Origin of the sequence: Paenarthrobacter sp. NPDC057981 (assembly GCF_042886835.1) — a bacterium.
GTDB lineage: Bacteria > Actinomycetota > Actinomycetes > Actinomycetales > Micrococcaceae > Arthrobacter.
This window is the reverse complement of sequence record NZ_JBHVQI010000005.1, coordinates 61,969-86,469: the sequence shown is the minus strand read 5'-3', so window position 1 is coordinate 86,469 and position 24,501 is coordinate 61,969. Positions and strand designations below refer to the sequence as shown.

The window sequence follows — 24,501 nt, the reverse complement described above, 5'->3', positions numbered from 1 at the left end:
CACTACTGAGTGGCCGGGGCTTTTTGCTGCCTGTTGCCGGTGCCGGGCGCGCTATTGCTGGCGTACGACGGCGGCGGTAACCTGACGCTTAGACGGCGGCTTGGGCGGACCATCGGGGCCGCTGCCCGCCACAAGGTGGGTCATGACAATACCTGGAACAGCTTTGGACCTGGGGCGATCGGCCTTCACGGAGCACCGTTGGAGTGAGGCCTTCGAGTGCCTGGTTCGTGCTGACAACAATGGTGGTTTACCGCCACAGGACATCGAGTTACTGGCTTCCGTTGCCATGCTTCTGGGACACGACGAGGCGGGCATTGGATACCTCACCCGCGCACACGACGAGTACCTGACCGTGGGAGATGTGGATAGTGCGCTGCGCTGCGCGGCGTGGCTGATCATGTTCTTGCTGGATACAGGTGAACATGCCCGGGCGAGCGGTTGGCTCGGCAAAGCCAAGCGGCTGGCGGGAAGTCTGGAGGAGGCAACTGCCGGGGCCGGGTTCCTGCTCATTCCTGTTGCCCTGGGCACCCTGCGCGGTGGCGACGCTGAGGCAGGATATGTGATGTTCCGCCGGGCGCTTGAACTGGGGGAGTCTTTCAGAGAAAGGGACTTGCAGGCGATGGGCCGCCTGGGAGTTGGAACGTCGCGGCTGGCCTTGGGGCATCCGGACGAAGGTCTGCGGACCCTTGACGAGCTGATGGTCTCGGTCATGGCGGGCGAGGTTTCTCCCATCCCTACCGGAATCATCTTCTGCGCTGTTCTGGGCAGTTGCCGCCTTGCCCAGGACGTGGCGCGGGCGCGGGAATGGACCGCTGCCTTGGAACGCTGGTGCGGGGAACGCCCTGACATGGTCATGTTCGGGGCACAGTGCCAGGCGTACCGGGCAGAGTTGCTGATCCTTCATGGCGCCTGGGACCAGGCCTTGGAAGTTGCCCGGGCTGCCGAGGGGCGCATCAGGAAGGGTGACCCGGATGCGACGTTCGGCGCGTGGTACCAGGAAGGCGAAGTCTTCCGGCTGAAGGGCCACGCCGTGGAGGCCGAGCGGGCGTTCAGGACAGCAGCAGAGACCGGATTTGAGCCGGAGCCGGGGATGGCCTTGCTTCGCCTGCTGAACGGCCGGATCAGCGAAGCACAGGCCCGCATCAGGCGGGCTGTAGAAGAGGCCGATCCGGGCAACAGGCGAAGGCTTCTTCCGGCGCTGGTGGACATCGAATTGGCTGCCGGTGATACCAGTGCTGCACGGGCCGCCGTCGATGATTTGCTGGCGGGCCTTCATTCCGGCAGCCAGCCGCTGGAGAACGCCGGTGCGCGCCAGGCAGAAGCCGCGGTGCTTCTTGCCGAAGGTGATGCCGGCGCGGCATTGCGGGCAGCGCGGCAGGCGTGGCGGCAGTGGTATGGCCTCGAAGCTCCCTTCAAGGCCGCTTGTGCCCGTGTCATCGCCGCCAGGGCCTGCGCTGCACTGGGCGATCCCGACTCGGCTGCGATGGAATTCGAAGCGGCACTGGAGGAGTTCGCTGATCTTGGGGCAGCACCCTCGATTGCCCAGGTCCAGGCTCTTCGGAACCGTGGGGGAGAGGGCAAGACGACGTTGACGCCTCGCGAGCTGGAAGTTCTGCGCCTGATTGCTGCCGGAGAATCAAACAAATCCATTGCCCGGCAGCTGTATCTCAGCGAAAAGACAGTAGCCCGGCATGCAGGCAACATCTTTGCCAAACTCGGCGTCGGCTCCCGGACTGCGGCCGCTTCCTACGCCTTCGAAAACCACCTCATCCGCTGACGCTCTCTCGCATCCCCGCCTGTTCCCGGCGATCCCTCTCTCACCGCGGTGCCATGGGTATGAATGCCCAGGCCATGCCGTGACAAAGATGGGTAATTCGTCCGACGCGGCGGGAAGGCCCGGAGCCGTACTTTGGCTCTATCAGAACAGGCTGAATAGCGGAGGAGGTCATCAGCCATGGAGTATCAACAGAGCACTGAGTTGGACACGGTTGTTATCGGCGGGGGTCAAGCAGGTCTCGTGATGGGGTTCTACCTTGCCCAGCGAGGCCACGAGTTCGTCATTCTGGACGAAAATGTCCGCACGGGGCAGTCGTGGCGGGACCGGTGGGATTCACTGCGGCTTTTCACCCCGGCGAAATACGATGGCCTCCCAGGAAAACCTTTCCCCGGTGACCGGTTGGCATTTCCAAGCAAGGATGACATGGCGGACTACCTCGAAGGCTATGCGGAAAGCATGGGATTGCCTGTCGTCTTGGGGACGCGGGTGGACGAGGTGAAGAAGGTCGGGGATGGCTTCAGTGTCAGTGCGGGGGACCGTTCATGGCAGGCAAGAAACGTCGTGGTAGCTACAGGCGGTTACAGGAGCCCCAAGCGCCCGGGTTTTGCTGCCGGCCTTGATCCCTCAATTGTCCAACTCCACTCCAACGATTATCGCAATCCCGGCCAGCTCCAACCGGGTCCGGTGCTGGTGGTGGGGCTTGGCAACTCCGGAGCGGAAATCGCACTGGAAGTCAGCCGGACGCACGCTACCTCAGTGTCCGGCAAGCCCGGGGGTGAACTCCCAGTCCGGCACGGACGCGCCGCTGCGCGCTTCGTCCTTCCCGTGATCCGGTTCCTCGGCCTGCACGTGCTGACGCTCAGGACACCAGTTGGCCGAAAGGTTGCTCCACGGTTCAGGGCCACTGCTGCACCCCTGATCCGGACGCGGACCAAGGAACTGCGGGCTGCAGGCGTGGAGCTGCTTTCGAGGGTGTCCGGAGTAGCAGGAGGCTTGCCTGTCCTTGAAGACGGGACCACCACGCCTGTCACCAATGTGGTGTGGTGCACCGGCTACCATGAGGACGCGTACGGTATGGGTTTGCCGGTAGCCGCCGACGCGGGGCACCAAAGAGGAGTAGTGGACGCCATGCCGGGGCTTTATTTCCTGGGACGCGAGTTCCAATTCGCGGCCGCTTCAGCGACGCTTCCCGGCGTGGGCAGGGATGCCCAGTATCTGGCCGAGGTAATGGGCGCTGGAAGCGGTCGTTTCGCTGGCACTTTCCGTGGGATGCGTCACATTCCGGCCAGTAACATTGACTAAGAATACTTAGCATCGTTTTGCCTTGTCACGCCCGTATTGGCTCCGCCAGCCACAGGCCGTGCACAGGTTCGGCACGGTAAATCCATAGCGGAAGGTGGACTAATTGACCTGCGGAAGCCCCCGCAGGGAACCAGATTGACATGAGCTGCGGGACAAAACCGCGTATTATGGATGCTTTGTGCCACCCGCTGTGCCACTTGCTTTAAGGAACTGCCTCACGTGACTACCCCAACGCCGACCACCGCCGCCCACCGTAGTAGGCGGGCTTCGCGTCCCGTTGGAAAGTCCAAGTTCCGCCCTGAAATCCAAGGACTCAGGTCCCTCGCCGTCCTCATGGTGGTGAGTTACCACATCTGGATCGGCAGGGTTTCCGGCGGCGTGGATGTCTTTCTCCTGATCTCGGCGTTCCTGATGACTTTGCAGTTCACGGGGCGTTACAAACAGGGCCGTCCCATGGACCTCCTGCGGCACTGGCTGCACCTGTTCAGGAGGCTGTTGCCCGCCGTCGTGGTTGTCCTCCTGGGAACCTTGGCGGCCACCTTTGTTCTCCTGCCTGCCACCCGATGGGCGGAGATCGTGCAGCAGGCGTGGGCGTCGTTGTTCTACTACGAGAACTGGCTGCTGCAGAAGCTCGCGGTGGACTACTACGCGACGGACCACAGCCTGGCCAGCCCTGTCCAGCACTTCTGGTCGCTGTCCATCCAAGGCCAGGTCTTCATTATCTGGCCGGTCATCTTTGCCGTCGTCGCGCTTCTCTGCCGGCGCTTTGCCCTGAGGTACCGCGCCACGCTGGTGTACGTCTTCGGAATCATCTTCCTGATCTCGTTCGTCTACTCCATCATCTTCACGGCCACCAACCAGGCAGTGGCCTACTTCGATACCTTCGCCCGTCTGTGGGAATTCGCCTTGGGCACCTTGCTTGCCCTGGTCCTGCCTGGTTTGAACTTTTCCAAGCCCGTCCGGGTGCTGATGGGCTGGATCGGCGTCATCGCCATGCTTACCTGCGGCATCGTCCTGCAGGTCCAAACAGCTTTCCCGGGGTTCGTGGCGTTGTGGCCCACCCTTGCGGCCGTCGCGGTGATCGCGGCAGGCCAGACGGGCAGCCGCTTCGGCGTTGACCGGATTCTGAGTTCCAAGTTCCTGGTCCGCCTGGGAGACAACTCCTACGCCCTTTACCTGTGGCACTGGCCCATCCTGGTCATAGCCCTCGCATGGAGCGGCAAGGATCATGCCGGTTGGCTTTCCGGTACGGCGATCATCTCCCTGTCGCTGGTGTTGGCCTTCCTCACTACGAAGTACATCGAGAAGCCCTTCCGCCAGTGGAAATGGCCGGAAATGAAGCGTCGGCGTGCGGTTGTCGCCATTGCAGCGTGCGTGGCAGTGGCCTCCGCGCCTCTGCTTGGCTTCCAGTACAAACTGGACCTGGACGAACAAGCCGCGCAGGCGCGGATGGTCTTTGACAACCCGGGCGCCAAATCCCTCCTGCCTACCTACGTGAACCAGATTGCCCCGAACGCCCTCACGCAGCCTTCTGCGGAACGGATCGGGCGCGACTGGGCCAAGCTTCCGGACGGCTGCTCGGGCGATACCAAGCCGGAGTCGCGGCTTCTCCAGGACAACTGCCAGCAAAACGACGTCGGCTCCGACGCCACCAAGACCGTTCTCGTGGTGGGGAACTCGCATTCCCAGCAGTGGCTTGCGGCACTGGGGCAGATGGCCGAAGAGCACCACTGGAAGTTGTATGCCTTGCTTTACGGTGCCTGTCCTTTCGCTACTGATGATCCTGATGTCGAGCCCGTATGCAACGAGTTCAACCAGGAAGTGCGGCAACATATAGCCGAGCACGCCCCCGATGCCGTCTTCACGGTGGGCACCAAGGCTGAACCGTCAGAGCCTGACGAGAAACTGACCCGCGGGTTCGAGGAACTTGTCTCCGAGATCACCGCGCGCGGAACCCAGGTCATCGCCATCCGGGACAACCCCCGGTTCACCTACAGCCTGACCGACTGCACCCTGAACAAAGGCGTGGACAGCCCGGACTGCCGGCCGCTCAAGGCCGACGTCCTGGCCGAGCCCAGCCCGTTCGAAGAAGTGACGGGCAAGTTCCAGGACCTTTACCTGATCGACATGACTGATGTGATCTGCATTGGGATCTACTGTCCCCCGATCATCGGCAATACTTTCGTCTACCTGGACGACAACCACCTGACCAAGACCTACGTGAAGAGCATGACGGACATGCTTGATGAGAGGTGGTTTGCCGCTACGGGGTGGCAACAATGATGAGCACCAGCACGGCCTCGCAAAGCGTGGATCAAGGAACGACGCCGGAACGCGGCTTCCGTCCGGAAGTCCAGGGCCTGCGTGCCCTGGCGGTGCTCATGGTGGCGGCCTACCATATCTGGCTTGGCAAGGTGTCAGGCGGCGTGGATGTCTTCCTGCTCATCTCGGCCTTCCTGTTGACGTTGTCGTTCACAAGGAAACTTGAAGCCGGTTCGCCGTTGAAGCTGTTGCGGCACTGGCTCCACGTTTTCAAGCGGCTGTTGCCCGCCGTCGTCGTTGTCCTGTTGGGTGTCCTGGCCGCTACCTGGGCCTTCATACCGCAGAGCCGGTGGCCGGATGTCCTCGCCGAAGCCTGGGCGTCCCTGTTCTATCGTCAGAATTGGCAGCTCGCGGACAACGCCGTTGACTACTACGCGCAAAACCATTCCGGGGCCAGCCCGCTCCAACATTTCTGGTCGTTGTCCGTCCAGGGCCAGGTGTTCATCCTGTGGCCCCTGATCTTCGCCGCGGTTGCCCTGCTGCAACCGAGGTTGGCCACGTTCTTCCCGGGGAAGGCGTTGACCCACCGGAACCTGCTCTTCGTCGTGTTTGGCGCTGTGTTCCTTGCATCCTTGGTGTTTTCCATCGACCAGACGGCCAACAACCAGGAGTATGCGTATTTCGATACCCGCGCCCGGCTGTGGGAGTTTGCGCTGGGGTCCCTGCTGGCACTGGCGCTGCCGTACCTGAAACCGGGACGCAGGCTCCGGGTGTTCCTTGGCTGGGCCGGTATCACGGCGATGCTCGCTTGCGGCCTGGTGTTGACAGTGGACCGCTCCTTTCCAGGATTCATCGCGCTCTGGCCTACGCTGGCCGCGGCAGCGGTGATCGTCGCTGGGCAAAGCAACAGCCGATTCGGTGCGGACCGTTTCCTGGCCTCGCGGCCTTTGGTCCTGGTGGGCAACAACTCCTACGCCCTTTACCTGTGGCACTGGCCGGTGCTGGTGTTTTTCCTCCTGGTCACCGGCACCACAGCTCCGGGGCTGTTCCAGGGACTGGGCATCATGGCTGTGTCCATGCTGCTCGCGGTCGGCACCACGAGGTTCGTGGAGGAACCCATGCGCCGCTGGGTATGGCCGGCCGTGCGGTCCTGGCGTGCCGCCGTCGTCATTGCCGCCTGTGGTGCGCTGCTGGCGATGCCCGTTACCGTCTGGCAGGGTGTCATAGCGGCCGAAGACGCCGCTATCGCGGGCCAGCCCAAGGAACTGACGCCCGGTGCCGCAGCGTTGTCGCCCGAGTTCGCGGGGCAACCGGAGCAGGAAGCCATGATCATTCCGGCTCCGGGGGCCATGAAGGACGAATGGGCCGACATTGACGGGCTGTGCACGGGGGACAACGTGCCCAGCGATCCCTTGCTCCAGGGTTGCCTGCAGAACGACGAACCTGAGAACGTCACCAAGGAAATCGTGGTGCTGGGCGATTCGCATGCCCAGCAGTACATGGCGGCCCTGGGCCCCATCGCCAAGCAGCACGGCTGGGAGGTGGTGACGCTGCTCAAAGGCAGCTGCCGTTTCGGGGCCGAATCCCCGGAACGCACGGATGAATGCAATGAATTCAACAAGGCCAGCGCCAACTACGTGATGGAGCACAAGCCTGACGCCGTCTTCACGGTTGCTTCGCTGACTCACGCGGATGCCCCGTTCGAAACGGAGGTGCCCGGTTACCTGGACGGCATCAAGCCGTTCACTGATGCGGGGATCGACGTCGTGGGAATCCGCGACAATCCGCGCTTCAGCATCAACATGCCCGAATGCGTGCAGAAGAAGGGACCGGACTCACCCGATTGCAACGCACCCTTGCAGGAGTCCTTGGCTGAGTCGTCGCCGTTGGATGACTATGTGGGCAAGGTCGATCGCCTGTATCTGATGGATATGAGCGACTTCATCTGTGAGCAAGGAACGTGTCCGGCAGTCGTGGGCAACGTCTACGTCTATAAGGACGACAACCACCTCACCAAGACGTATGTGCAAAGCATGATCCCGATGTTCGAGCAACGCCTTCTGGCAGCCACCGGCTGGACGGCCAGCTAGGTCTGCGTCACCAAGAATCGGACGACGGCGGCCTTCCGCCAGTGCTGTTGCTCACACTCCGGCGTTACGGAATATGGCGATCGGCGCCGAGGTTCTACTATTTATTCAACACTTCTGCACAGGCCAGTCCCGTAATGACGGGCTGGTCATTAGTTGCAACCCCTACCAGTTAAGCCCCGGAACAAAGGTAAGAGGCGCACTCATGACCCAGCCCGAACACAATCCCTTCGGCCTTATTGGCCTGACCTACGACGACGTTCTGTTGCTCCCCGGACACACGGATGTTATTCCGTCTGAAGCGGACACCTCCTCCCGGATTTCCAAGCGCATCAGCGTGCAGACGCCATTGCTTTCGGCTGCCATGGACACCGTCACCGAATCCCGTATGGCCATCGCCATGGCGCGGCAGGGTGGCCTGGGCGTGGTTCACCGCAACCTCGCCATCGACGACCAGGCCGAGCACGTTGACCGCGTCAAGCGCAGTGAGTCCGGCATGATCACCAACCCGCTGACCATCAACCCTGAAGCCACGCTCCAGGAACTCGACGAACTGTGCTCCCGTTACCGCGTTTCCGGCCTTCCGGTCGTGGATCCCGAGGGACGCCTCCTTGGCATCGTCACCAACCGCGACACCCGCTTCATCCCCGAGTCCGAGTTCCCGACCCGCCGCGTCAGCGACACCATGACCAAGATGCCGCTCATCACCGGGCACGTAGGCATCAGCCGGGAAGAAGCTTCGCACAAGCTGGCCACCAACAAGATCGAGAAGCTCCCGCTGGTGGACGAGCAAGGCCGTCTGAAGGGCCTTATTACCACCAAGGACTTCACAAAGGCAGAGCAGTACCCGCTTGCCACCAAGGACGACGAAGGCCGCCTCCGGGTGGGCGCTGCAATCGGCTTCTTCGGTGACGGCTGGGAACGCGCCATGAAGCTCATTGACGCCGGCGTGGACGCGCTGTTCGTGGACACCGCAAACGGCCACTCCCAGGGCGTTCTGGACATGATCCGCCGGCTTAAGTCCGATCCCGTCGCGGCCCACGTGGATGTCATCGGTGGCCAGGCTGCCACCCGCGAAGGCGCCCAGGCGCTGATCGATGCCGGTGCCGACGGCATCAAGGTTGGCGTTGGTCCCGGGTCCATCTGCACCACCCGCGTTGTTGCCGGCGTCGGGGTCCCGCAGATCACCGCCATCTATGAATCCGCCAAGGCCGCCATCCCTGCCGGCGTTCCGCTAATCGCCGACGGCGGCCTGCAGTACTCGGGCGACATCGGCAAGGCACTGGTTGCCGGAGCCGACACCGTCATGCTTGGCTCCCTCCTTGCAGGCTGTGAGGAGTCTCCCGGAGAGCTCATCTTCGTCAACGGCAAGCAGTTCAAGAGCTACCGCGGAATGGGTTCCCTGGGCGCCATGCAGTCCCGTGGCAAGAACACCTCCTACTCAAAGGACCGGTACTTCCAAGCTGACGTCTCCGGTGATGACAAGCTCATCCCGGAAGGCATCGAGGGCCGTGTCGCCTTCCGTGGCCCGCTGGCATCGGTTGCGTACCAGCTGGTTGGCGGCCTCCGCCAGACCATGTTCTACACGGGCGCACCCACCATCGCCGAACTCAAGGCACGCGGAAAGTTCGTCCGCATCACTCCTGCGGGTCTGAAGGAATCGCACCCGCACGACATCCAGATGACCGTCGAAGCGCCGAACTACAACTCCCGCTAAGCACTTACTGATCCCCGCGGATTCTCCGCGGGGATCAGTTGTTTAACCATCCGCCACTCGATGTCCGCCCACAGGAATAGGCTGGGCACATGTCAGAGAAGCCCGCACAACCGCGGCACCCGGAGTCGGTCCCGCTGAACCCGGTCCAACCCGGCAAAACGCCGCCCCGCAAGCTGGCCTTGCGGCCGTACGCACGCGCCGTCGGGCAGGTCCTGAAGGTGAGTTTCAAGGCCTCACCGGCAGCGGTGATCATGAAGGTCCTGGGCTCGGTCATTTCCGCCACGTTGCCGCTGGTCACCACGTACTTCGCATCGTTGACCACCACGGCCCTGGCGGCCGGATACGCAGGAGACCCCGACGCCGGTCCGCGGGCAGTACTGTACGTCGTCATCACCGCCGCCTTGGGCCTGTTCTGGGGATCCTTCAGCAGCGTGGACCGCTACATCCAGCAGTTGATGAGCTTCAGAGTGGGCGCCATCGTGGGTGACCTGATGTACCAGCGGTTCCTCGCATTGGACTTCTGGCGTTATGACGACAAAGAGACGGTGGATCTCTACGACCGCGCCAAGCGCTTCTCCGATTCCTATGCGCGGGTCCTGGACCGGATCGCGGCGATTTTCACCCAGCTCGTCTCGGTGATCCTGGCCGTAGGCGCACTGTTGCTGGTGAGCTGGTGGATCGCGGTGATAGTCCTGGTGGCGATCGTGCCCAGCGTGTACCTGCAGTTCAAGTTGTCCAGGGAGCAGATAGCCCACTGGAACACCCAGGTGGACTCGCGGCGCCAACGCAGGATGATCGAGCAGAACCTGCTCCGGCCACAACATATCGCCGAGATGCGGCTTTACGGCATCGTTGGCTACCTCATGGAGTTGCGGTCCAGGTTGCGTGATGCCGATGAACGCAGGCGACTGGATTTTCAAAAGAGGTACATTCCCAAACAGCTGGCCGCCGACTCGCTGCAGTACGGTGCCGAAGTGGTCTCCTTGGTGTGGGTGGTGGGTCAGATCATTGCCAGAGCGCAGCCTGTGGGCCAATTCCTGTATGTGCAACAGATTGTGAGCCGGGCCCTCTCCACGGCCAACAACCTGGTGTCCTCGCTCAGTTCCATCGACGAGGACCTGGCCAACCTCAAGGATTACGAACTGTTCATGGCCTTGCCCGTACCCAGCGGCAAGGAGGAGCCCTTGGCCGCGTCGCCCACCACCGTCGAACTGAGGGACATCCGCTTCAGCTACACCGGCAGCGACATCGAGGTCATCAAAGGTATATCCATGACCATCAGGGCCGGCCAACACATCGCGATCGTGGGGGAGAACGGTGCCGGAAAGTCCACTTTGATCCGGATACTGGCCGGGCTGTACCGGCCTGATTCAGGCCAGGTCCTATTGGACGGCAAGGATCTGGCTGGCATCGACGTGACCAGCTGGCACCGGCACTTGGCGGTCCTCAGCCAGGAGTTCCTCAAGTATGAGTTCGCCACCGCAGCAGAGAACATCTATCTCGGCGACGTCGACCTGCCGAGGGACGATCCCCGCATCCGAAAGGCTGCCTCCGATGCAGAGGCCATGGAATTCATCAACAAGCTGCCCAATGGTCTGGAGAACCACGTCAGCAACTGGATGGAGGATCCACGCGGGCGCAAGGGGAGCGGGCTGTCCGGCGGGCAGTGGCAGCGGCTGGCCATGGCCCGCAACTTCTACCGGGACGCCTCGTTCATGGTGATGGACGAGCCCACCTCGGCGATCGACGCCTTGGCTGAACACCGGATCTTCACCAGGCTTTTCGCGGACCGCAGCAGCACCATCATCGCCATCAGCCACCGCCTCGCCACTATCGAGAAGGCGGACATCGTCTACATGCTCGAAGACGGGCGCATCGCGGAGCAAGGGACTCACAAGGAACTGGTCGCGCTCCGGGGCCGGTATTTCCGGATGTTCGAATCGCAGCTTTCAGTAGACGAGGCAAGCCGGGCGGCTCCCGAGGCTTAGAGCGGGCCGTATCCGGCTTGTCCGTAGGGATCACGCCAGGTGGCGAGGTCTTGTTCCAGAAGTCCGCGGAACTGTGGATCACTCACAGCCTTGTGGCGGAGGGATTCCCGTGCGCGGCCCATGATGGTGGCCGGGACGATGATCCCAACCACAAGGAGGGAGACCATAAAGGCGAGAATTAAGGCCAGAGTCAGCAGTGCGTCAGGATCCTGCCACGTTGAGGGTTTGGCCGTGAAGGCGAACAGCCCCATGAAGACGAGCAGGACGAACGCAACGAAGGAGAGCGCCCCCCGCAGGCTCCCAGGCCCACGATTGACCAGGGCCCGGCTTGTCCGCGGCAACCGGTTCCGAACCCGCACGAAAAACATTCCGCACAGTGCGCCGATCGCGGCGCCCGGAAGGCCGAGGGCAGGAAGCGTTACGAGCGTGCCGAGCCGGACTGACAGGACTACGCCCAAAAGGACAAGGACGGCGCCGACGCCGGTTCCCGCGGCCCACGCGCCCATATACGCACCCCGGGCGCCGGCGAGCTCACGCAGGCGGGAGCGTGCATTTGCCGGTGTGATGGCGGCAAGCTCGGGGGAAAGCCAATAGTCCAGGGAGCGGTCTGAGTGGTAAAGCGGTGCAGGGCCTGACTGGTAACTCACCCGGGTTATCGCTCCAGGCCTGCGCGGACGCGGGCGTCGATTTCACCACGTGTAAGGGCCGTCGAGTCGAGGTTTTCGCCTTCGCCTGCGGCGATCGACAGTGATCCATCGGCCTCAGCTTTGACGTGCACTGCGCGGGAGGTTCCGTCGTCGAAGTGTCGGCGGGTGGTTGCGGCCGCCGGGAAGCCGTCCGGCGCCTGGTTCAGGTAGTAGTCGGCCATCTGCACTGCAGTGGTGACCATGCCTTCAGCGCCCGTGATGGGGTGCAGCTCGTGAACGCCGTACTTGCTTAGATTGAGCAACAGGGCGCCTTGTTCTGCGCCGAACATGAAGGAAACGTGCTCCGAGGACGGGGTGACAAGCGCTGTTTCCAACCATGCTGTGGCATCGGCAAGGACTGCTGTCACCGTGGCGGCCGGCCCAACCGGAAGGAGGGCGTCGTTTTCTATCTTCATCAACCCGCGTTCCAACAGCGTCGCAACACCGGCCTGTTCCAGCGGCGACCCGGCTGCGTGGTCGAGGCGGAACAGGGTCCGGCACCTCAGGGCGCCGTCGGTGCCAGCCAGCGCGATGAGTGCAATGAGCTCATGTTCGGTGATGAGCAGTGCCTGGTTTTCTTCGGTCTGGGTGGTCATTTCTGCCTTCTTTTGTGCGGTTCTCTGTCCAGTCTATGAAGCGGCGCGGTCAGGTGAGCCATCCCCAGACCTTCTTGGCGCCGTCGGCTATTGCTCCGGCGGTGTCCTGCGCTCCTTCCCAGACGTGTTTTGCGCCGTCAGCGATCATGGAGGACGCGGAGTCGTAGCCCATGTTGGTCGCCAGCAGGCCCAGGCCGCCCCAAGCAATGCCGGCGATGGCGCAGGCAGGGCCAATCACCGGAACGAAACTGCCCACGGCCAGCGCTGCGGAAATCCCGCCGTCCACCGCCATACCGGGATGTCCCGTCTGGATTCCTTGGTAGACCTGAATTCCGCCGGTGACGAAGCCCAAGGCCCCCGAGAGCCGCCCGAGCATCGAAGTGCCGTTCAGAAGTTGGGTGCCCTTGACATACCCGGCGCCGGCGGCCTGGCCGTACTGTGCGCTGAGCCAGGGCCACTTGGTCAGTTCCGTGACCAACCCGCCTTTGGCCATCTGGGCCAGGATCGAGTCCGCAGCCAAACCGTTGGCAGTTACGAGGGCGTTGCCTGCCCACCATCCCTGGCTACCGGTGACGCCTAACAGTCCCTCCCAACCAGTGGTCGGAGTGTCGTCGCTGACGGTGCCGCCGGGAGTCTGCGGGCTATTGGCCCCTGCAGAACCTCCACCGGAGGACCCACCTTGGGTGCTGGCCTGCTGCTGTTCGTCAGCCTGGGTGCGCAGTGTCTTGGAAACGTCCTCCAGGGAGCGGGAGGCCTTGTGCAACAGGGGCCGCAGGGTGCTGCTCCATTCGCGGCGGAAACGCTCTCCGTCGGTTCCCTTCCACGCAACGGAGGAAATCAGGCCGTTGATCTGGAGTTCCTGGTTCTGGAGCCGGCTTCCGGCCTGTCCCATTTGTTTGGATAACGACCGGAGCTGTTCAATGTCGGCTCCGTAGAGTCCGGGCGCCATGGGTCCCCCTTGCATGGTGTACGTGTGTTTTCCGCAGGCTATCCGTTTGGTCCACGATTCTGCCATGGGCACCACTGCCCATGTGGATAGCTGCCCGGCCTGCGGGGCGGTGCCAGGTTGCGCGAGGGGTCCAGTAAAGTTAGAGCCGTGACTTATGAGATTGAGATTGGCCGTGGCAAGCGTGGGCGTCGTGCCTACTCCCTGGATGACATCGCGATCGTTCCGAACCGACGGACGCGTGACCCGAAGGACGTCTCGGTTTCGTGGCAGATTGACGCCTACAAATTCGACATGCCGGTGATCGGTGCGCCGATGGACTCGGTGATGTCTCCGGAGTCTGTCATCGCTCTTGGTCGCCTGGGTGGCCTCGGCGTCCTGGACCTTGAAGGACTGTGGACCCGGTACGAGGACCCGCAGAAGGTCCTTGACGAGATCGCCGGCTTGGCCGACGAGACCAGCAGCCCGGCCGTGACGCGGCGCATGCAGGATCTCTACCAGGCTCCGGTGCAGCCGGAACTCATCAGCTCCCGCCTGGCCGAGATCCGCGCCGCAGGCGTGACCGTGGCAGGTTCCCTCACCCCGCAGCGCACCCAGGAACATTACAAGACCGTGGTGGCTGCCGGCGTCGATATCTTTGTCATCCGCGGCACAACCGTCTCCGCCGAGCACGTCTCCAAGAACCACGAGCCACTCAACCTCAAGCAGTTCATCTACGAACTCGATGTTCCCGTCATCGTCGGTGGCGCGGCCGGATACACCCCCGCCCTGCACCTGATGCGGACCGGCGCGGCCGGCGTCCTTGTCGGCTTCGGCGGCGGCGCCACGACCACAACCCGCCGCGCGTTGGGCATCCACTCGCCGATGGCCTCGGCCATCTCCGATGTCGCCGCAGCGCGCCGTGACTACATGGATGAGTCCGGCGGACGTTACGTCCATGTCATTGCCGACGGCGGCATGGGCCGCTCAGGCGACATCGTCAAGGCCATCGCCATGGGCGCTGACGCCGTCATGCTCGGCAGTGCCCTGGCCCGCGCTGAAGAAGCACCTGGCCGCGGCTGGCACTGGGGTCCGGAAGCCCACCACCTGGATTCCCCGCGCGGTGACCGTGTCAACGTCGGCACCGTTGGACCGCTTGAGGAAGTCCTGTTCGGACCGGGCCACCACACCGACGGAACGTCCAATCTGATTGGCGCCCTTCGCCGCTCGATGGCGACCACCGGCTACTCGGATCTGAAGGAATTCCAGCGCGTCGACGTCGTCGTCTCGCCGTACCTCGGCTAAACCTTCGGGACGAAACAGCAGCCCTGCCCAACTCGACGGGCAGCAAGTAGGGTAGGGGATTACCAGCTGTTGCGTTTGAGGAGGGGTCCGATGAGCAATGTCGCAGGCGGTCCGCAGGCATCTCCGGGAGCATTGAGCCCGGAATCCCGTGCCGCATCCATTGATGTCCTGAAATCCACTGCCGAGCCCGGCAAGGAGCTGGACATCCTGATCGTTGGTGGTGGCGTGGTGGGCGCCGGGGCTGCATTGGATGCAGTTACGCGGGGACTCACCGTTGGGATCGTCGAAGCCAGGGACTGGGCCTCCGGTACGTCATCGAGGTCCTCCAAGCTCATTCATGGTGGCCTCCGCTATCTGGAGATGCTGGATTTCGGCCTGGTCCAGGAAGCCCTTCAGGAACGCGGACTGTTGATCCAGCAGATCGCTCCGCACCTGGTCCGCCCGGTGCCGTTCCTTTACCCGCTGACCCACCGCTTCTGGGAGCGCCCCTACGTGGGTGCGGGCATCATGCTGTACGACACCCTGGGATTGACGTCCGGCCACAGCCGCGGCGTACCGATGCACAAGCACCTCTTCCGTCGTGGCACACTGCGTGCGGCTCCCAGCCTCAAGGACGACGCCTTCGTGGGATCCATCCGCTACTACGACGCCCAGGTTGACGATGCCCGGCTGGTGGTCAACCTGGTCCGGACCGCTGTTCACTACGGCGCGCACGCTGCCAACCGGGTGCGCGTGGTGGACTTCCTCCGCGAAGGTGAACGCGTGGTGGGCGCCAAGGTGGAAAACCAGGAAGACGGCAGCGTCTTTGAGGTGCGGGCCAAGCAGGTGGTCAATGCCACTGGCGTGTGGACGGACGAAACACAGGCCATGGTCACCGACCGCGGCCAGCTGAAGGTTCGTGCGTCCAAGGGCATCCACCTGGTGGTGCCACGCGACCGCTTCCAGTCCACGGTGGGTTTGATTCTTCGGACCGAAAAGTCCGTGCTCTTTGTGATCCCCTGGGGCAGGCACTGGATCATCGGGACGACGGACACCGACTGGACGCTGGATAAGGCCCATCCTGCTGCCTCCAGCAAGGACATCGACTACGTGCTGGAGCACGTCAACAAAGTACTCAAGAGGCCGCTGACCCGTGAGGATGTCGAGGGCGTCTACGCCGGTCTCCGCCCGCTCCTGGCGGGAGACAACGACTCCACCGCCAAGTTGTCGCGCGAGCACGTCGTTGCGCATCCCGTTCCCGGTCTTGTTGTGGTGGCGGGAGGCAAATACACCACCTACCGCGTCATGGCCAAGGATGCTGTGGACGAGGCGACCAGGGCCATGGATGAACGCGTCCCGTCCAGTTGCACGGACACCATTCCCTTGCTGGGTGCCGAAGGATTCAAGGCTGCCTGGAACCGGCGTGGCAGGTCCGCCGAGCAAGCCGGGGTGCATGTGGCGCGGGTCGAACACCTGCTCAACCGCTTCGGATCCATGGCATCGGAAGTGTTGTCCGTGATCTCCGAACGGCCCGAGTTGGGGGAGCCGCTGCCGGGGGCCGATGATTATCTCGCCGCGGAAGTCGTCTATGCAACCACCCATGAGGGTGCCCGGCATGTCGACGACGTCTTGACCCGCCGCACGCGCATCTCCATTGAAGCCTGGGACCGGGGTGTGTCTGCGGCGCCCGTAGTGGCTAAGCTGATGGGAGAAATCCTTGGCTGGAGCGATGCCCAGCGTGAAAGCGAGATCAAACACTACCTGGCACGGGTGGAGGCTGAGCGACTCAGTCAACAGCAACCCGATGACGAATCGGCCGATGCCGCGCGTCTGGGAGTGGATGACATCGTTCCTCTCCGCTGACCGGCCCAGGGAATTGAGGCCGGCAGGCCACATGGAGGGAACACGACTTGGCTGAACCACTGGACCGATACGATGCGGAACTGACCACCCCGGACACGGTCATTCTTGAGCTTGTTGCCGAGGACAAGATCGATGCCGCGGCACAGTTGGCCCATAAACTCCATCAGGCCGGAAGGATTTCGAACCTCGAGGGCTTCCTGGAACAGGTGCATTCACGCGAACACCAGCTGGCTACCGGCCTTCCCGGGGGAATCGGCCTTCCGCATGCCCGCAGTGAGTTCGTGGACAGGATTTCCATCGCGGTAGGGGTCACCAAGTTTGGCCACGCGTTGGACTTCGGGGCTGCCGACGGCCCCGCGACGCTCATCCTGCTCATCGCCACGCCGGCCAGTTCCTTCTCGGACCACCTTGAGGTCCTGGCCACTCTGGCTCGCTCCCTTTCGAAGGAGTCCTTCAGGGAATCCCTGCGCCGTGCGCATGACCCTGAGGTCATTTCCGAACTCATCAATTCCAGCCTGGTGTTCTTCGACCACTAGGGGTCAACCCGGCCCTGCCTTCAGGCCTCCTTGCAAAGGCTCGTTTCGTTGTTCTACAGCCGGACGAAGTACGGTTAAGGGGTGTTGAAAACTGCCCTGAAACCCCGCTGGATCGCAGGATTGGTCTTTGCGCTTCTGCTGTCCGCGGTGTTTGTGCTGCTCAGCCAATGGCAGCTCAGCCGCTCAACCCAGCACGAGGCCCCTGCTCCGTCCAGCGTCGAAGAAGTGAAGCCCCTGGTTGACGTGCTCAAGCCGGGTCAGTTCTTCCCCGGCTCGGTTTCAGACCAGATGGTCACTGCTACGGGCAGCTATGACCCCGGCAAGCAGGTATTGGTGGAAGGGCGCCTGTACAACAACCAGAAGGGTTTTTGGATTGTCTCGGCCTTTGCGGTGAACGACGCTCCCGTGCTCAAGGGTGTCGCAGCCTCGCCGCAAACCTGGATTCCAGTAGCCCGCGGCTGGGTGGCTGACGCCGCCCAAGCCGGGCCGCCGCCGTCGGGCACTGTGACGCTGACCGGTCGCCTGATCCCTTCCGAAGCTCCCGTACCAAACGTCGACGCCGGCCCGGGCCGGGCATCAGCGGTCTCCACCGCGGAACTGATCAATACCTGGAAAGTTTCCAGCTACCCCGGCTTCATCGCAGCGACGTCCGAAGTCAGCGGTGGCGCCACCATACCGCTGGACGGAAACGTCAAGGCACTCAATATCCCGGCACAGCCACCGGCGGAGCAGGTCAACTGGTTGAACCTCTTCTACGCTGTGGAATGGGTGGTTTTTGCCGGTTTTTCGGTCTTCATCTGGTGGCGCCTGGTGCGTGACGATTACCGTCGGGACCTTGAGGACGACGAAGACGACGAAGACCACGAGTACTCCGACGAGTTTCCAGACGAACCCCACGCCGTCCCGGCGGCAACCGAACCTGCAAGTCAAGACCCAGAACCTAAGGTGCAGCAATGATTGAGCCCAAACCGGCCATCCAGCCTGAGCAGTCAGGACCGAAGCCCAAGAAGCGGCGTTTCGGAGGGACGGAAGCCCAAATCCGTTCGGCCCTGAAGTTTTACAAGGTCATGGCGTACCTCACCGGCGCCATGCTGCTTCTTCTGTGTGCCGAACTGATCGCACGCTACGGTTTCGGCGTTTCACTCTTCGCTGGCGGTACCAACGCGGTCACTGGCCAGCCGTTTGGGTTCGGTTTCGCCGAATCCGAGCCCAAGGGTGTCATTGGCGGTTTCAACATTTCCACCACTGTGCTGATCGTGCACGGCTGGATGTATGTTGTTTACCTCGTTTCCAACTTCCGCCTGTGGTCCCTGATGCGGTGGCCGTTTTCCAAGATGGTTCTGCTGGCGCTGGGCGGTGTTGTTCCCCTCTTGTCCTTCATCGTGGAGAAGAAGTTCCACGCTGAGGTGGAGGCGGAACTGGCCGCCAACCCACAAGCGTCCAAGCGCTATTAGGAGCCTGCGGGCATCCTGGATGTGAGATGCCTAACGGGAGGGCCTGTTTTGCTCGCTGACCGCCCTTGTCAACGTGCGCGGGGGCGGTCCGGCAAAGTAGTCTTGACTGGTGACTACTCCCACCGCACCCCAGACTTCACAGAAGCCGGTGCTGGTTGTTGACTACGGTGCCCAGTACGCGCAGCTGATTGCCCGCCGCGTCCGTGAAGCAAATGTGTATTCGGAAATCGTTCCGCACACCTTCACCACCGAGCAGCTTCTGGCCAAAGACCCGGCAGCCATCATCCTCTCCGGCGGACCCTCCAGCGTTTACGCCGAAGGTGCCCCGTTCGTGGAGGCCGACCTCTTCGAAGCCGGCGTGCCCGTGTTCGGTATCTGCTACGGATTCCAGGCCATGGCCAACGCCCTGGGCGGCAAGGTGGCCCAGACGGGCCTGCGGGAGTACGGCGCGACCGAAGCACTGCTCGTCGGGGACGCACGTTCCATCCTCGACGGCGTCCCGGCCTCCCAAAACACCTGGATGAGCCACGGCGACTCCGTCCATGAGGCACCTGAAGGCTTTGAGGTGCTGGCGACGACGGCCGGAGCGCCGGTCGCTGCCTTCGCCAACGACGAGAAGCGCCTTTACGGTGTGCAGTGGCACCCGGAAGTGAAGCACTCCGTCCTTGGACAGCATGTCCTGGAAAACTTCCTGTTCAAGGGCGCCGGACTGAGCCCGAACTGGACCACCGGCAACATCCTCGAAGAGCAGGTGGAGCGCATCCGCGAGCAAATCGGGGACTCCAAGGTCATCTGTGGCCTTTCCGGTGGCGTGGACTCGGCTGTTGCGGCTGCCCTTGTCCAGCGTGCTGTCGGCGACCAGCTCACCTGCGTTTTCGTTGATCACGGCCTGCTTCGCGAAGGCGAGGCCGAACAGGTCGAACGCGACTTCGTGGCCGCTACGGGTGTCAACCTGTATGTCGCCAATGAGCAGGAACGCTTCCTGTCTGCCCTTGCCGGTGTCAGTGATCCCGAAACCAAGCGCAAGATCATTGGCCGCGAATTCATCCGCGCCTTCGAAGAAGCCGAGCGGGCCATCATCGCCCAGGCGGCCGCTGAGGGCGAAAAGATCAAGTTCCTGGTCCAGGGCACGCTCTACCCGGACGTCGTCGAGTCCGGTGGCGGCGAGGGTGCTGCGAACATCAAGAGCCACCACAACGTTGGCGGTCTTCCGGAGGACCTGCAATTTGAGCTCGTTGAGCCGCTGCGCGCCCTCTTCAAGGACGAAGTCCGCGCCGTTGGCGCCCAGCTCGGCCTGCCCCAGGAAATCGTAGGCCGCCAGCCGTTCCCCGGCCCCGGTCTTGGTATCCGCATCGTCGGTGAAGTGACCAAGGAGCGTCTTGACCTGCTCCGTAAGGCCGACGCCATTGCCCGCGCCGAACTGACGGCCGCAGGCCTGGATAACGACGTCTGGCAGATGCCGGTGGTCCTCCTTGCTGACGTCCGCAGCGTCGGCGTCCAGGGTGACGGACGTACCTACGGGCACCCCATCGTCCTGCGCCCGGTATCTTCGGAAGATGCCATGACGGCGGACTGGTCGCGTTTGCCGTATGACCTTCTGGCCCGCATTTCCAACCGCATTACCAACGAGGTGGACGGCGTGAACCGCGTGGTGCTGGATGTCACCAGCAAGCCACCGGGAACCATCGAGTGGGAATAGCATTCTGAGTGGCCGGCTTCCTTCGGGAGGCCGGCCACTTTGTATTTGGCGCAGTTCCCCCGTGGTATGAGAAAAGGCAGCAAGCTGTGAAAACCGGTGAATTTCGCGTCGGAACAGCGTTGCGGAGCGGGCTGGCCGTGGATTCCCGCTACCCTCGAAAGTATGCCGGTATGGTCCAAGGCGTCTAAAGCTAGTACAGAAAAGAAGGCAGAAGTTGTGTCAGTAGGTCAAGGCCAGGAAGAGGGCTCTGAAGAGCTCCGTAAATGGCTGTCTGGTCTCAAACCCGTCACTGGGGCAGACACTATGCTGCGTTTCGTCAAGACGCCCGAAGGCGCCATTGATCTCAGCAACGCACACCCTTCAGGGCTGGCGCAGTTGTTGGCAGGCCGCAGGACACGCCTGTCCACCCTGATCAGGGACCGCCAGCAATATCTCGTGGCGGCTCGGGCAGCCCGCAACATCAGGTCGAAGATTTTCGAGCTCAGCAACGACCGCGGCATCGAAGCCGGGTACTTGTCCGCCGGTACCGTGGTGTGGACATCAGCCGTCGGTGGCAAACCGCAGCGTGTCTCCGCGCCTGTCATGCTCACCTCCATCGTTCTCACGGTCCGGCCGGGGGAGGACGATTTCGAACTTCAGCTCACCGAGCAAGCGCGCATGAACCCCGCCTTGGTGCGCCACCTGAAGACCGTCCATGGAATCGTCTTTGACGTCAACGCCGTGGCCCGCATGGCATACAACACCGCGCGATTGGATCCGCAACCTGTCCTGGACCGGTTGTCCACGCTGGTTCAGCCCATCCATGGCGCCGAGGTGGAATTCAACCTCCTGGTGACAACCCTTGCCGACCTGTCGGGCAACCTGGACGATCCGTGGATCAACCTGAACAATCCCACGGTGGCCGCACTGGCCACGGCAGCCAACGGCGGCGACATCGAGCCGGAACCCATCAAGGCAGGCAGGTTCCCCAGCCTGGACGTCCGCGATCCGGCCGATGAACTCCTTTTGCTTGATGCCGACACGGACCAGCAATACGTGGTTGACGCCGTCCGCGCCGGAGACTCCCTGGTGGTCAGTACGCCTCCGGGCAGTGGGCAAACCCAGACTGCCATCAACGCCATCGGTGCGCTGGTCTGCGAAGGAAAGTCGGTCCTGGTGGTGGGGGACCGGCAGTCCAGCCTCGCCGGATTGTCAGCGCACTTGGAATCACTGGGACTTGATTCGCTGCTCTTCCGCCCCGGCAACGGAACAACGCCGCAGCAGCTAAAAGCCCAGCTGGTGCGGGCAATTATGCGCAACGAGAAGGCGCTCGAGCCACAGCTGGGCAATCTTCACCAGACGTTGACCGGACATCGTCACGCGCTCATGGACCACGTGGCATCCCTGCACAACGTCCGTGAACGCTGGGGTTGCTCGCCGTACCAGGCCATGCAGTCCCTTGCGGAACTGACATCCATCCACCCGGCTCCCTCCACGACGGTGCGTCTGAAGCGCAGCGTCCTGGACAACATCAAGGACCGCGAGGAACTTGCTGCCCGGCTCCGGCGTGCCGCAGAACTTGGCAGTTTCAGCCGGGCTTCGACCAGCAGCCCTTGGTACGGCGCCCGTTTGGTCACCCGCAAAGAAACCGAGGAAGCGCAGCAGCTTGCCCGCCTGGCCGCGGAGAAACTCCCCGTCCTGCGCGACCGCATGAAGCAGGTGTCCGATCACGCCGAGATCCGTCTTGGTGACACCTTCACCGAGTGGGGTGCCCAGCTCGAATTGCTTATCGCCGTGCGCGAGAGCCTGGACAAGTTCACGCCGGACATTTTTGACCGCCCGGTACACGACCTCATCTCGGCCACTGCCAGTTCAGCGTGGCGGCGTGAGCGGAACATCGAGATGCCATCCATGCAGCGCTCCAGGCTGCGGCGCGTGGCCAAGGAATATGTACGGCCCGGTGTTCACATTGCCGACCTCCACAGTTCGTTGGTTCTTGTCCAGGAGCAACGCGCTCTCTGGGCAGGGTACGCCACAACGCAACGTCACCCGGCAGTTCCCTCCGGACTGGCCGACCTCGGTACGCTCTACCGCGAGCTCGATACCGAACTTCGGAGGCTCGGAGACGCCCTCAAACACACCTCTGCTGGCGGCTCGCTGCACGGTACGCCCTACCCGGAGCTCATGGAGCGCCTTGAGAGGCTCGTGGCAGACACAGAAACCCTCGAGTCGTTGCCGGAGCGCACCCTCCTGATCGAGGAGATGCGCGAGCACGGCCTTGGAGAGCTGCTGGCGGATCTGGCGGAACGGGAAGTTCCCGCGTCCTCGGTGGCTGCCGAACTGGATCTGGCCTGGTGGCAGTCCGCCCTGGAAGCGATGATCAGCGGCGACGACTACCTCGCCATGTCTGACGGCGACTCCCTGCGCCGCCTTGAAGCTGAATTCCGGCTGGCCGACCAAGCCCACATAGCCAGCGGCGCTGCCCGGCTCCGGTGGCAGCTGGCGCAGAGATGGCGCCAAGGGCTGGTTGACCATCCCCGCCAGGCGGAGCTGTTGCGTGCCTTGCTGAAGGATGGCCGGGTAACTCTGCCTGCACTGAGCGCCCAAGCTCCGGACCTCGTGCCGATGCTGGTCCCGGTGTGGTCGGTCAGCCCGTATCTGCTCACGGGGGTCCTCCCCGCGGAGCAGAAGTTCGACGCCGTAGTGGTCATCGACGCTGAGTCGACGTCCCTGCAGGCGGTCCTTCCCGCGATCGCACGTGCACAGCAGGTGGTCGCATTCGGCGACGCAAAGATCGCCAACGCCCGGACCTTCAGCGTGGCTGTTGAACCGCCGGTGGCTGGCGTCGCCGGCCACGAAACAGTGGAGAGTGCCTTCAAGGCCCTGTCCCGGGTCCTGCCCTCGTGGCAACTGAACTGGGTTTACCGGGCAGTTGACGAGGATTTGATTCTGCAGTTGAGCAAGAACTACTACGACGGCGGCCTGAAGCGGCTGCCCGACGGCAACTCGGTCACAGGCTTGGACCGGTCGATCCTTGTCGAGTACATTCCCGACGGCACCGGACTCCCCGGAGTCGATCACGAGGGGGTGGAGTCGGTCACGGCCGAAGTGAACCGTGTGGTTGATCTTGTCTTCGAGCATGCCACATTGCGTCCACGTACCAGTTTGGCCGTGGTGACGGCAAGCCTGCGCCACGCTGCCAGGATCGGTGAGGCCATCAGGCTTCAACTGCCGAATCATCCCTTGCTGTCGTCCTTCTTCGCTGCCGGCCCTGAGTCGTTCCGTGTGGTGGATCTTGAACGCGCGCAAGGCCTGGTCCGGGACCACGTGATCTTCTCCCTCGGTTACGGGCGCACACCCCACGGCCGGGCACTTCACTCCTTTGGCCCCCTGTCGGCTGAAGGCGGCCGTAACCGCTTCGCCTTGGCCATGACCAGGGCTCGGCGCTCCATGCACGTGCTGAGCTGCTTCCGGCCTGAGGATCTTGACCTGGACCGTTTGTCGCACGGTGCCGTGGACTTCTATGAGTTGTTGGACCGGGAACTCTCCGGCAACAGCAATCTCGGAACCCCGGCATCCCGGGCAGTTGCCAGTGAGCAGGCCCTCGGCGAAGACCCGTTGGTTGCCGACCTCGGAGAACGCCTGCGTGCCAGGGGTGCCCGCGTGTGGCACCTCTACGACGGCGTCCTGGACATTGCCGCCGCTGCTGATCCGGTGCACACCATTGGCCGTGAGGGCGCTGAGATCCCAACGCCCGTGGCCATTGAATCCGATGGCACAGAACGGTACCGACGCATGAGTGTCCGTGAACGCAGCAGGTTGCGGCCGCAGCTTCTGGAGCGCATGGGCTGGCGGTATATGTCGCTGTGGACGATCGAGGTCTTCACCGACCCGTCCTCCTGCGCAGACCGGATCGGCTCCTACCTCGGCTTGGAGAATCACATCATGACCTCCACGGAATCTCCTCAGCATGGTTTCCTGGACATGGATGTTGAACAATTGAATCTGGACAAGGCAAAGCCGGCGTTCACCCGCTCTTCGGCCACCGCCCCGGGGATGCAGCCCGAGGAAGATGGCAGCGAGCGGGACCAGGCAGCGGACAGGAAAGCAGCAATGACGGAACAGGACAGCGGCACGACCAACGGCGGTGCCGAAGGCGACGCCAGCGGCGAAGAGGAGACCAGCGCTGAAAAAGCCACGGAACCGACGCCTGCCAAGCACAGCTCCGGCGGAATACTGCCGACAAAGGCCGCAGAGGACGACCCCCGCGCCTGGGGCGATGAGGCCGGCTACGACCATGAGCAGTGGTTGAAGGAGCAGAAGCCCCCGCACTGGGGATGATCGCT

General features: G+C 63.0%; 16 protein-coding genes. 13 read left to right on the top strand and 3 right to left on the bottom strand.

Annotated features, from left to right (window positions below; genetic code table 11):
- The first annotated feature begins 142 nt into the window (after positions 1 to 142).
- The 6 genes from ACFVSI_RS07650 (at position 143) to ACFVSI_RS07625 (ending at position 11,133) form a co-directional block, all read left to right on the top strand.
- Entirely contained in the window at positions 143 to 1,777 is a 1,635-nt protein-coding gene (locus ACFVSI_RS07650) for a LuxR C-terminal-related transcriptional regulator (RefSeq protein ID WP_387821565.1), read from the top strand.
- 177 nt (positions 1,778 to 1,954) lie between these two features.
- Positions 1,955 to 3,079, top strand: coding sequence for a flavin-containing monooxygenase (locus tag ACFVSI_RS07645; RefSeq protein WP_387821562.1), 1,125 nt, complete (start codon positions 1,955 to 1,957; stop codon positions 3,077 to 3,079).
- A gap of 171 nt (positions 3,080 to 3,250) precedes the next feature.
- On the top strand, positions 3,251 to 5,362 hold the full coding sequence (locus ACFVSI_RS07640; protein ID WP_387821559.1) for an acyltransferase family protein: 2,112 nt from the start codon (positions 3,251 to 3,253) through the stop codon (positions 5,360 to 5,362).
- On the top strand, positions 5,362 to 7,431 hold the full coding sequence (locus tag ACFVSI_RS07635) for an acyltransferase family protein (RefSeq protein WP_387821740.1): 2,070 nt from the start codon (positions 5,362 to 5,364) through the stop codon (positions 7,429 to 7,431). Before ACFVSI_RS07640 ends, ACFVSI_RS07635 begins: the two co-directional genes overlap by 1 nt.
- A 202-nt stretch (positions 7,432 to 7,633) precedes the next feature.
- A complete protein-coding gene (gene guaB, locus ACFVSI_RS07630; protein WP_144659498.1) occupies positions 7,634 to 9,145 on the top strand; it encodes an IMP dehydrogenase in 1,512 nt (503 codons plus the stop codon).
- Positions 9,146 to 9,234: 89 nt separating this feature from the next.
- Positions 9,235 to 11,133 (top strand): ABC transporter ATP-binding protein, encoded by a 1,899-nt coding sequence (locus ACFVSI_RS07625; protein ID WP_387821555.1) that lies wholly within the window; start codon positions 9,235 to 9,237, stop codon positions 11,131 to 11,133.
- Here the strand turns inward: ACFVSI_RS07625 and ACFVSI_RS07620 are convergent.
- From ACFVSI_RS07620 to ACFVSI_RS07610, 3 genes are read right to left on the bottom strand one after another with little or no spacing between them, the layout of a single operon-like run.
- Positions 11,130 to 11,780, bottom strand: a complete 651-nt coding sequence (locus tag ACFVSI_RS07620) for a hypothetical protein (protein WP_387821552.1) — start codon at positions 11,778 to 11,780, stop codon at positions 11,130 to 11,132. The two genes, ACFVSI_RS07625 and ACFVSI_RS07620, sit on opposite strands and share 4 nt — an antisense overlap.
- A 5-nt stretch (positions 11,781 to 11,785) precedes the next feature.
- Positions 11,786 to 12,415: a hypothetical protein gene (locus ACFVSI_RS07615; RefSeq protein ID WP_387821549.1), complete on the bottom strand. Its 630-nt coding sequence runs from the start codon at positions 12,413 to 12,415 to the stop codon at positions 11,786 to 11,788.
- Between the two features lie 49 nt (positions 12,416 to 12,464).
- The gene (locus ACFVSI_RS07610) at positions 12,465 to 13,364 is read right to left on the bottom strand and encodes a WXG100 family type VII secretion target (RefSeq protein WP_387821546.1); all 900 of its coding nucleotides are present in this window, start codon (positions 13,362 to 13,364) and stop codon (positions 12,465 to 12,467) included.
- Between the two features lie 147 nt (positions 13,365 to 13,511).
- Between ACFVSI_RS07610 and ACFVSI_RS07605 the strand changes: the two genes are divergently transcribed.
- From ACFVSI_RS07605 to ACFVSI_RS07575, 7 genes are all read left to right on the top strand, one after another.
- Positions 13,512 to 14,645, top strand: a complete 1,134-nt coding sequence (locus ACFVSI_RS07605; RefSeq protein ID WP_387821544.1) for a GuaB3 family IMP dehydrogenase-related protein — start codon at positions 13,512 to 13,514, stop codon at positions 14,643 to 14,645.
- A 90-nt stretch (positions 14,646 to 14,735) separates the two neighbouring features.
- Positions 14,736 to 16,487, top strand: coding sequence for a glycerol-3-phosphate dehydrogenase/oxidase (locus ACFVSI_RS07600; RefSeq protein WP_387821541.1), 1,752 nt, complete (start codon positions 14,736 to 14,738; stop codon positions 16,485 to 16,487).
- 47 nt (positions 16,488 to 16,534) lie between these two features.
- The gene (locus ACFVSI_RS07595) at positions 16,535 to 17,023 is read left to right on the top strand and encodes a PTS sugar transporter subunit IIA (protein WP_144659511.1); all 489 of its coding nucleotides are present in this window, start codon (positions 16,535 to 16,537) and stop codon (positions 17,021 to 17,023) included.
- A gap of 81 nt (positions 17,024 to 17,104) precedes the next feature.
- Complete coding sequence (locus ACFVSI_RS07590; protein ID WP_387821538.1) at positions 17,105 to 17,980, top strand: SURF1 family protein; 876 nt, start codon at positions 17,105 to 17,107, stop codon at positions 17,978 to 17,980.
- Complete coding sequence (locus ACFVSI_RS07585) at positions 17,977 to 18,477, top strand: DUF3817 domain-containing protein (protein WP_144659516.1); 501 nt, start codon at positions 17,977 to 17,979, stop codon at positions 18,475 to 18,477. The genes ACFVSI_RS07590 and ACFVSI_RS07585 overlap by 4 nt, the downstream gene beginning before the upstream one ends.
- Positions 18,478 to 18,586: 109 nt before the next feature.
- Positions 18,587 to 20,176, top strand: coding sequence for a glutamine-hydrolyzing GMP synthase (guaA, locus tag ACFVSI_RS07580; RefSeq protein ID WP_144659519.1), 1,590 nt, complete (start codon positions 18,587 to 18,589; stop codon positions 20,174 to 20,176).
- Positions 20,177 to 20,338: 162 nt separating this feature from the next.
- Complete coding sequence (locus ACFVSI_RS07575; RefSeq protein ID WP_387821533.1) at positions 20,339 to 24,496, top strand: AAA family ATPase; 4,158 nt, start codon at positions 20,339 to 20,341, stop codon at positions 24,494 to 24,496.
- Positions 24,497 to 24,501 lie beyond the last annotated feature (5 nt).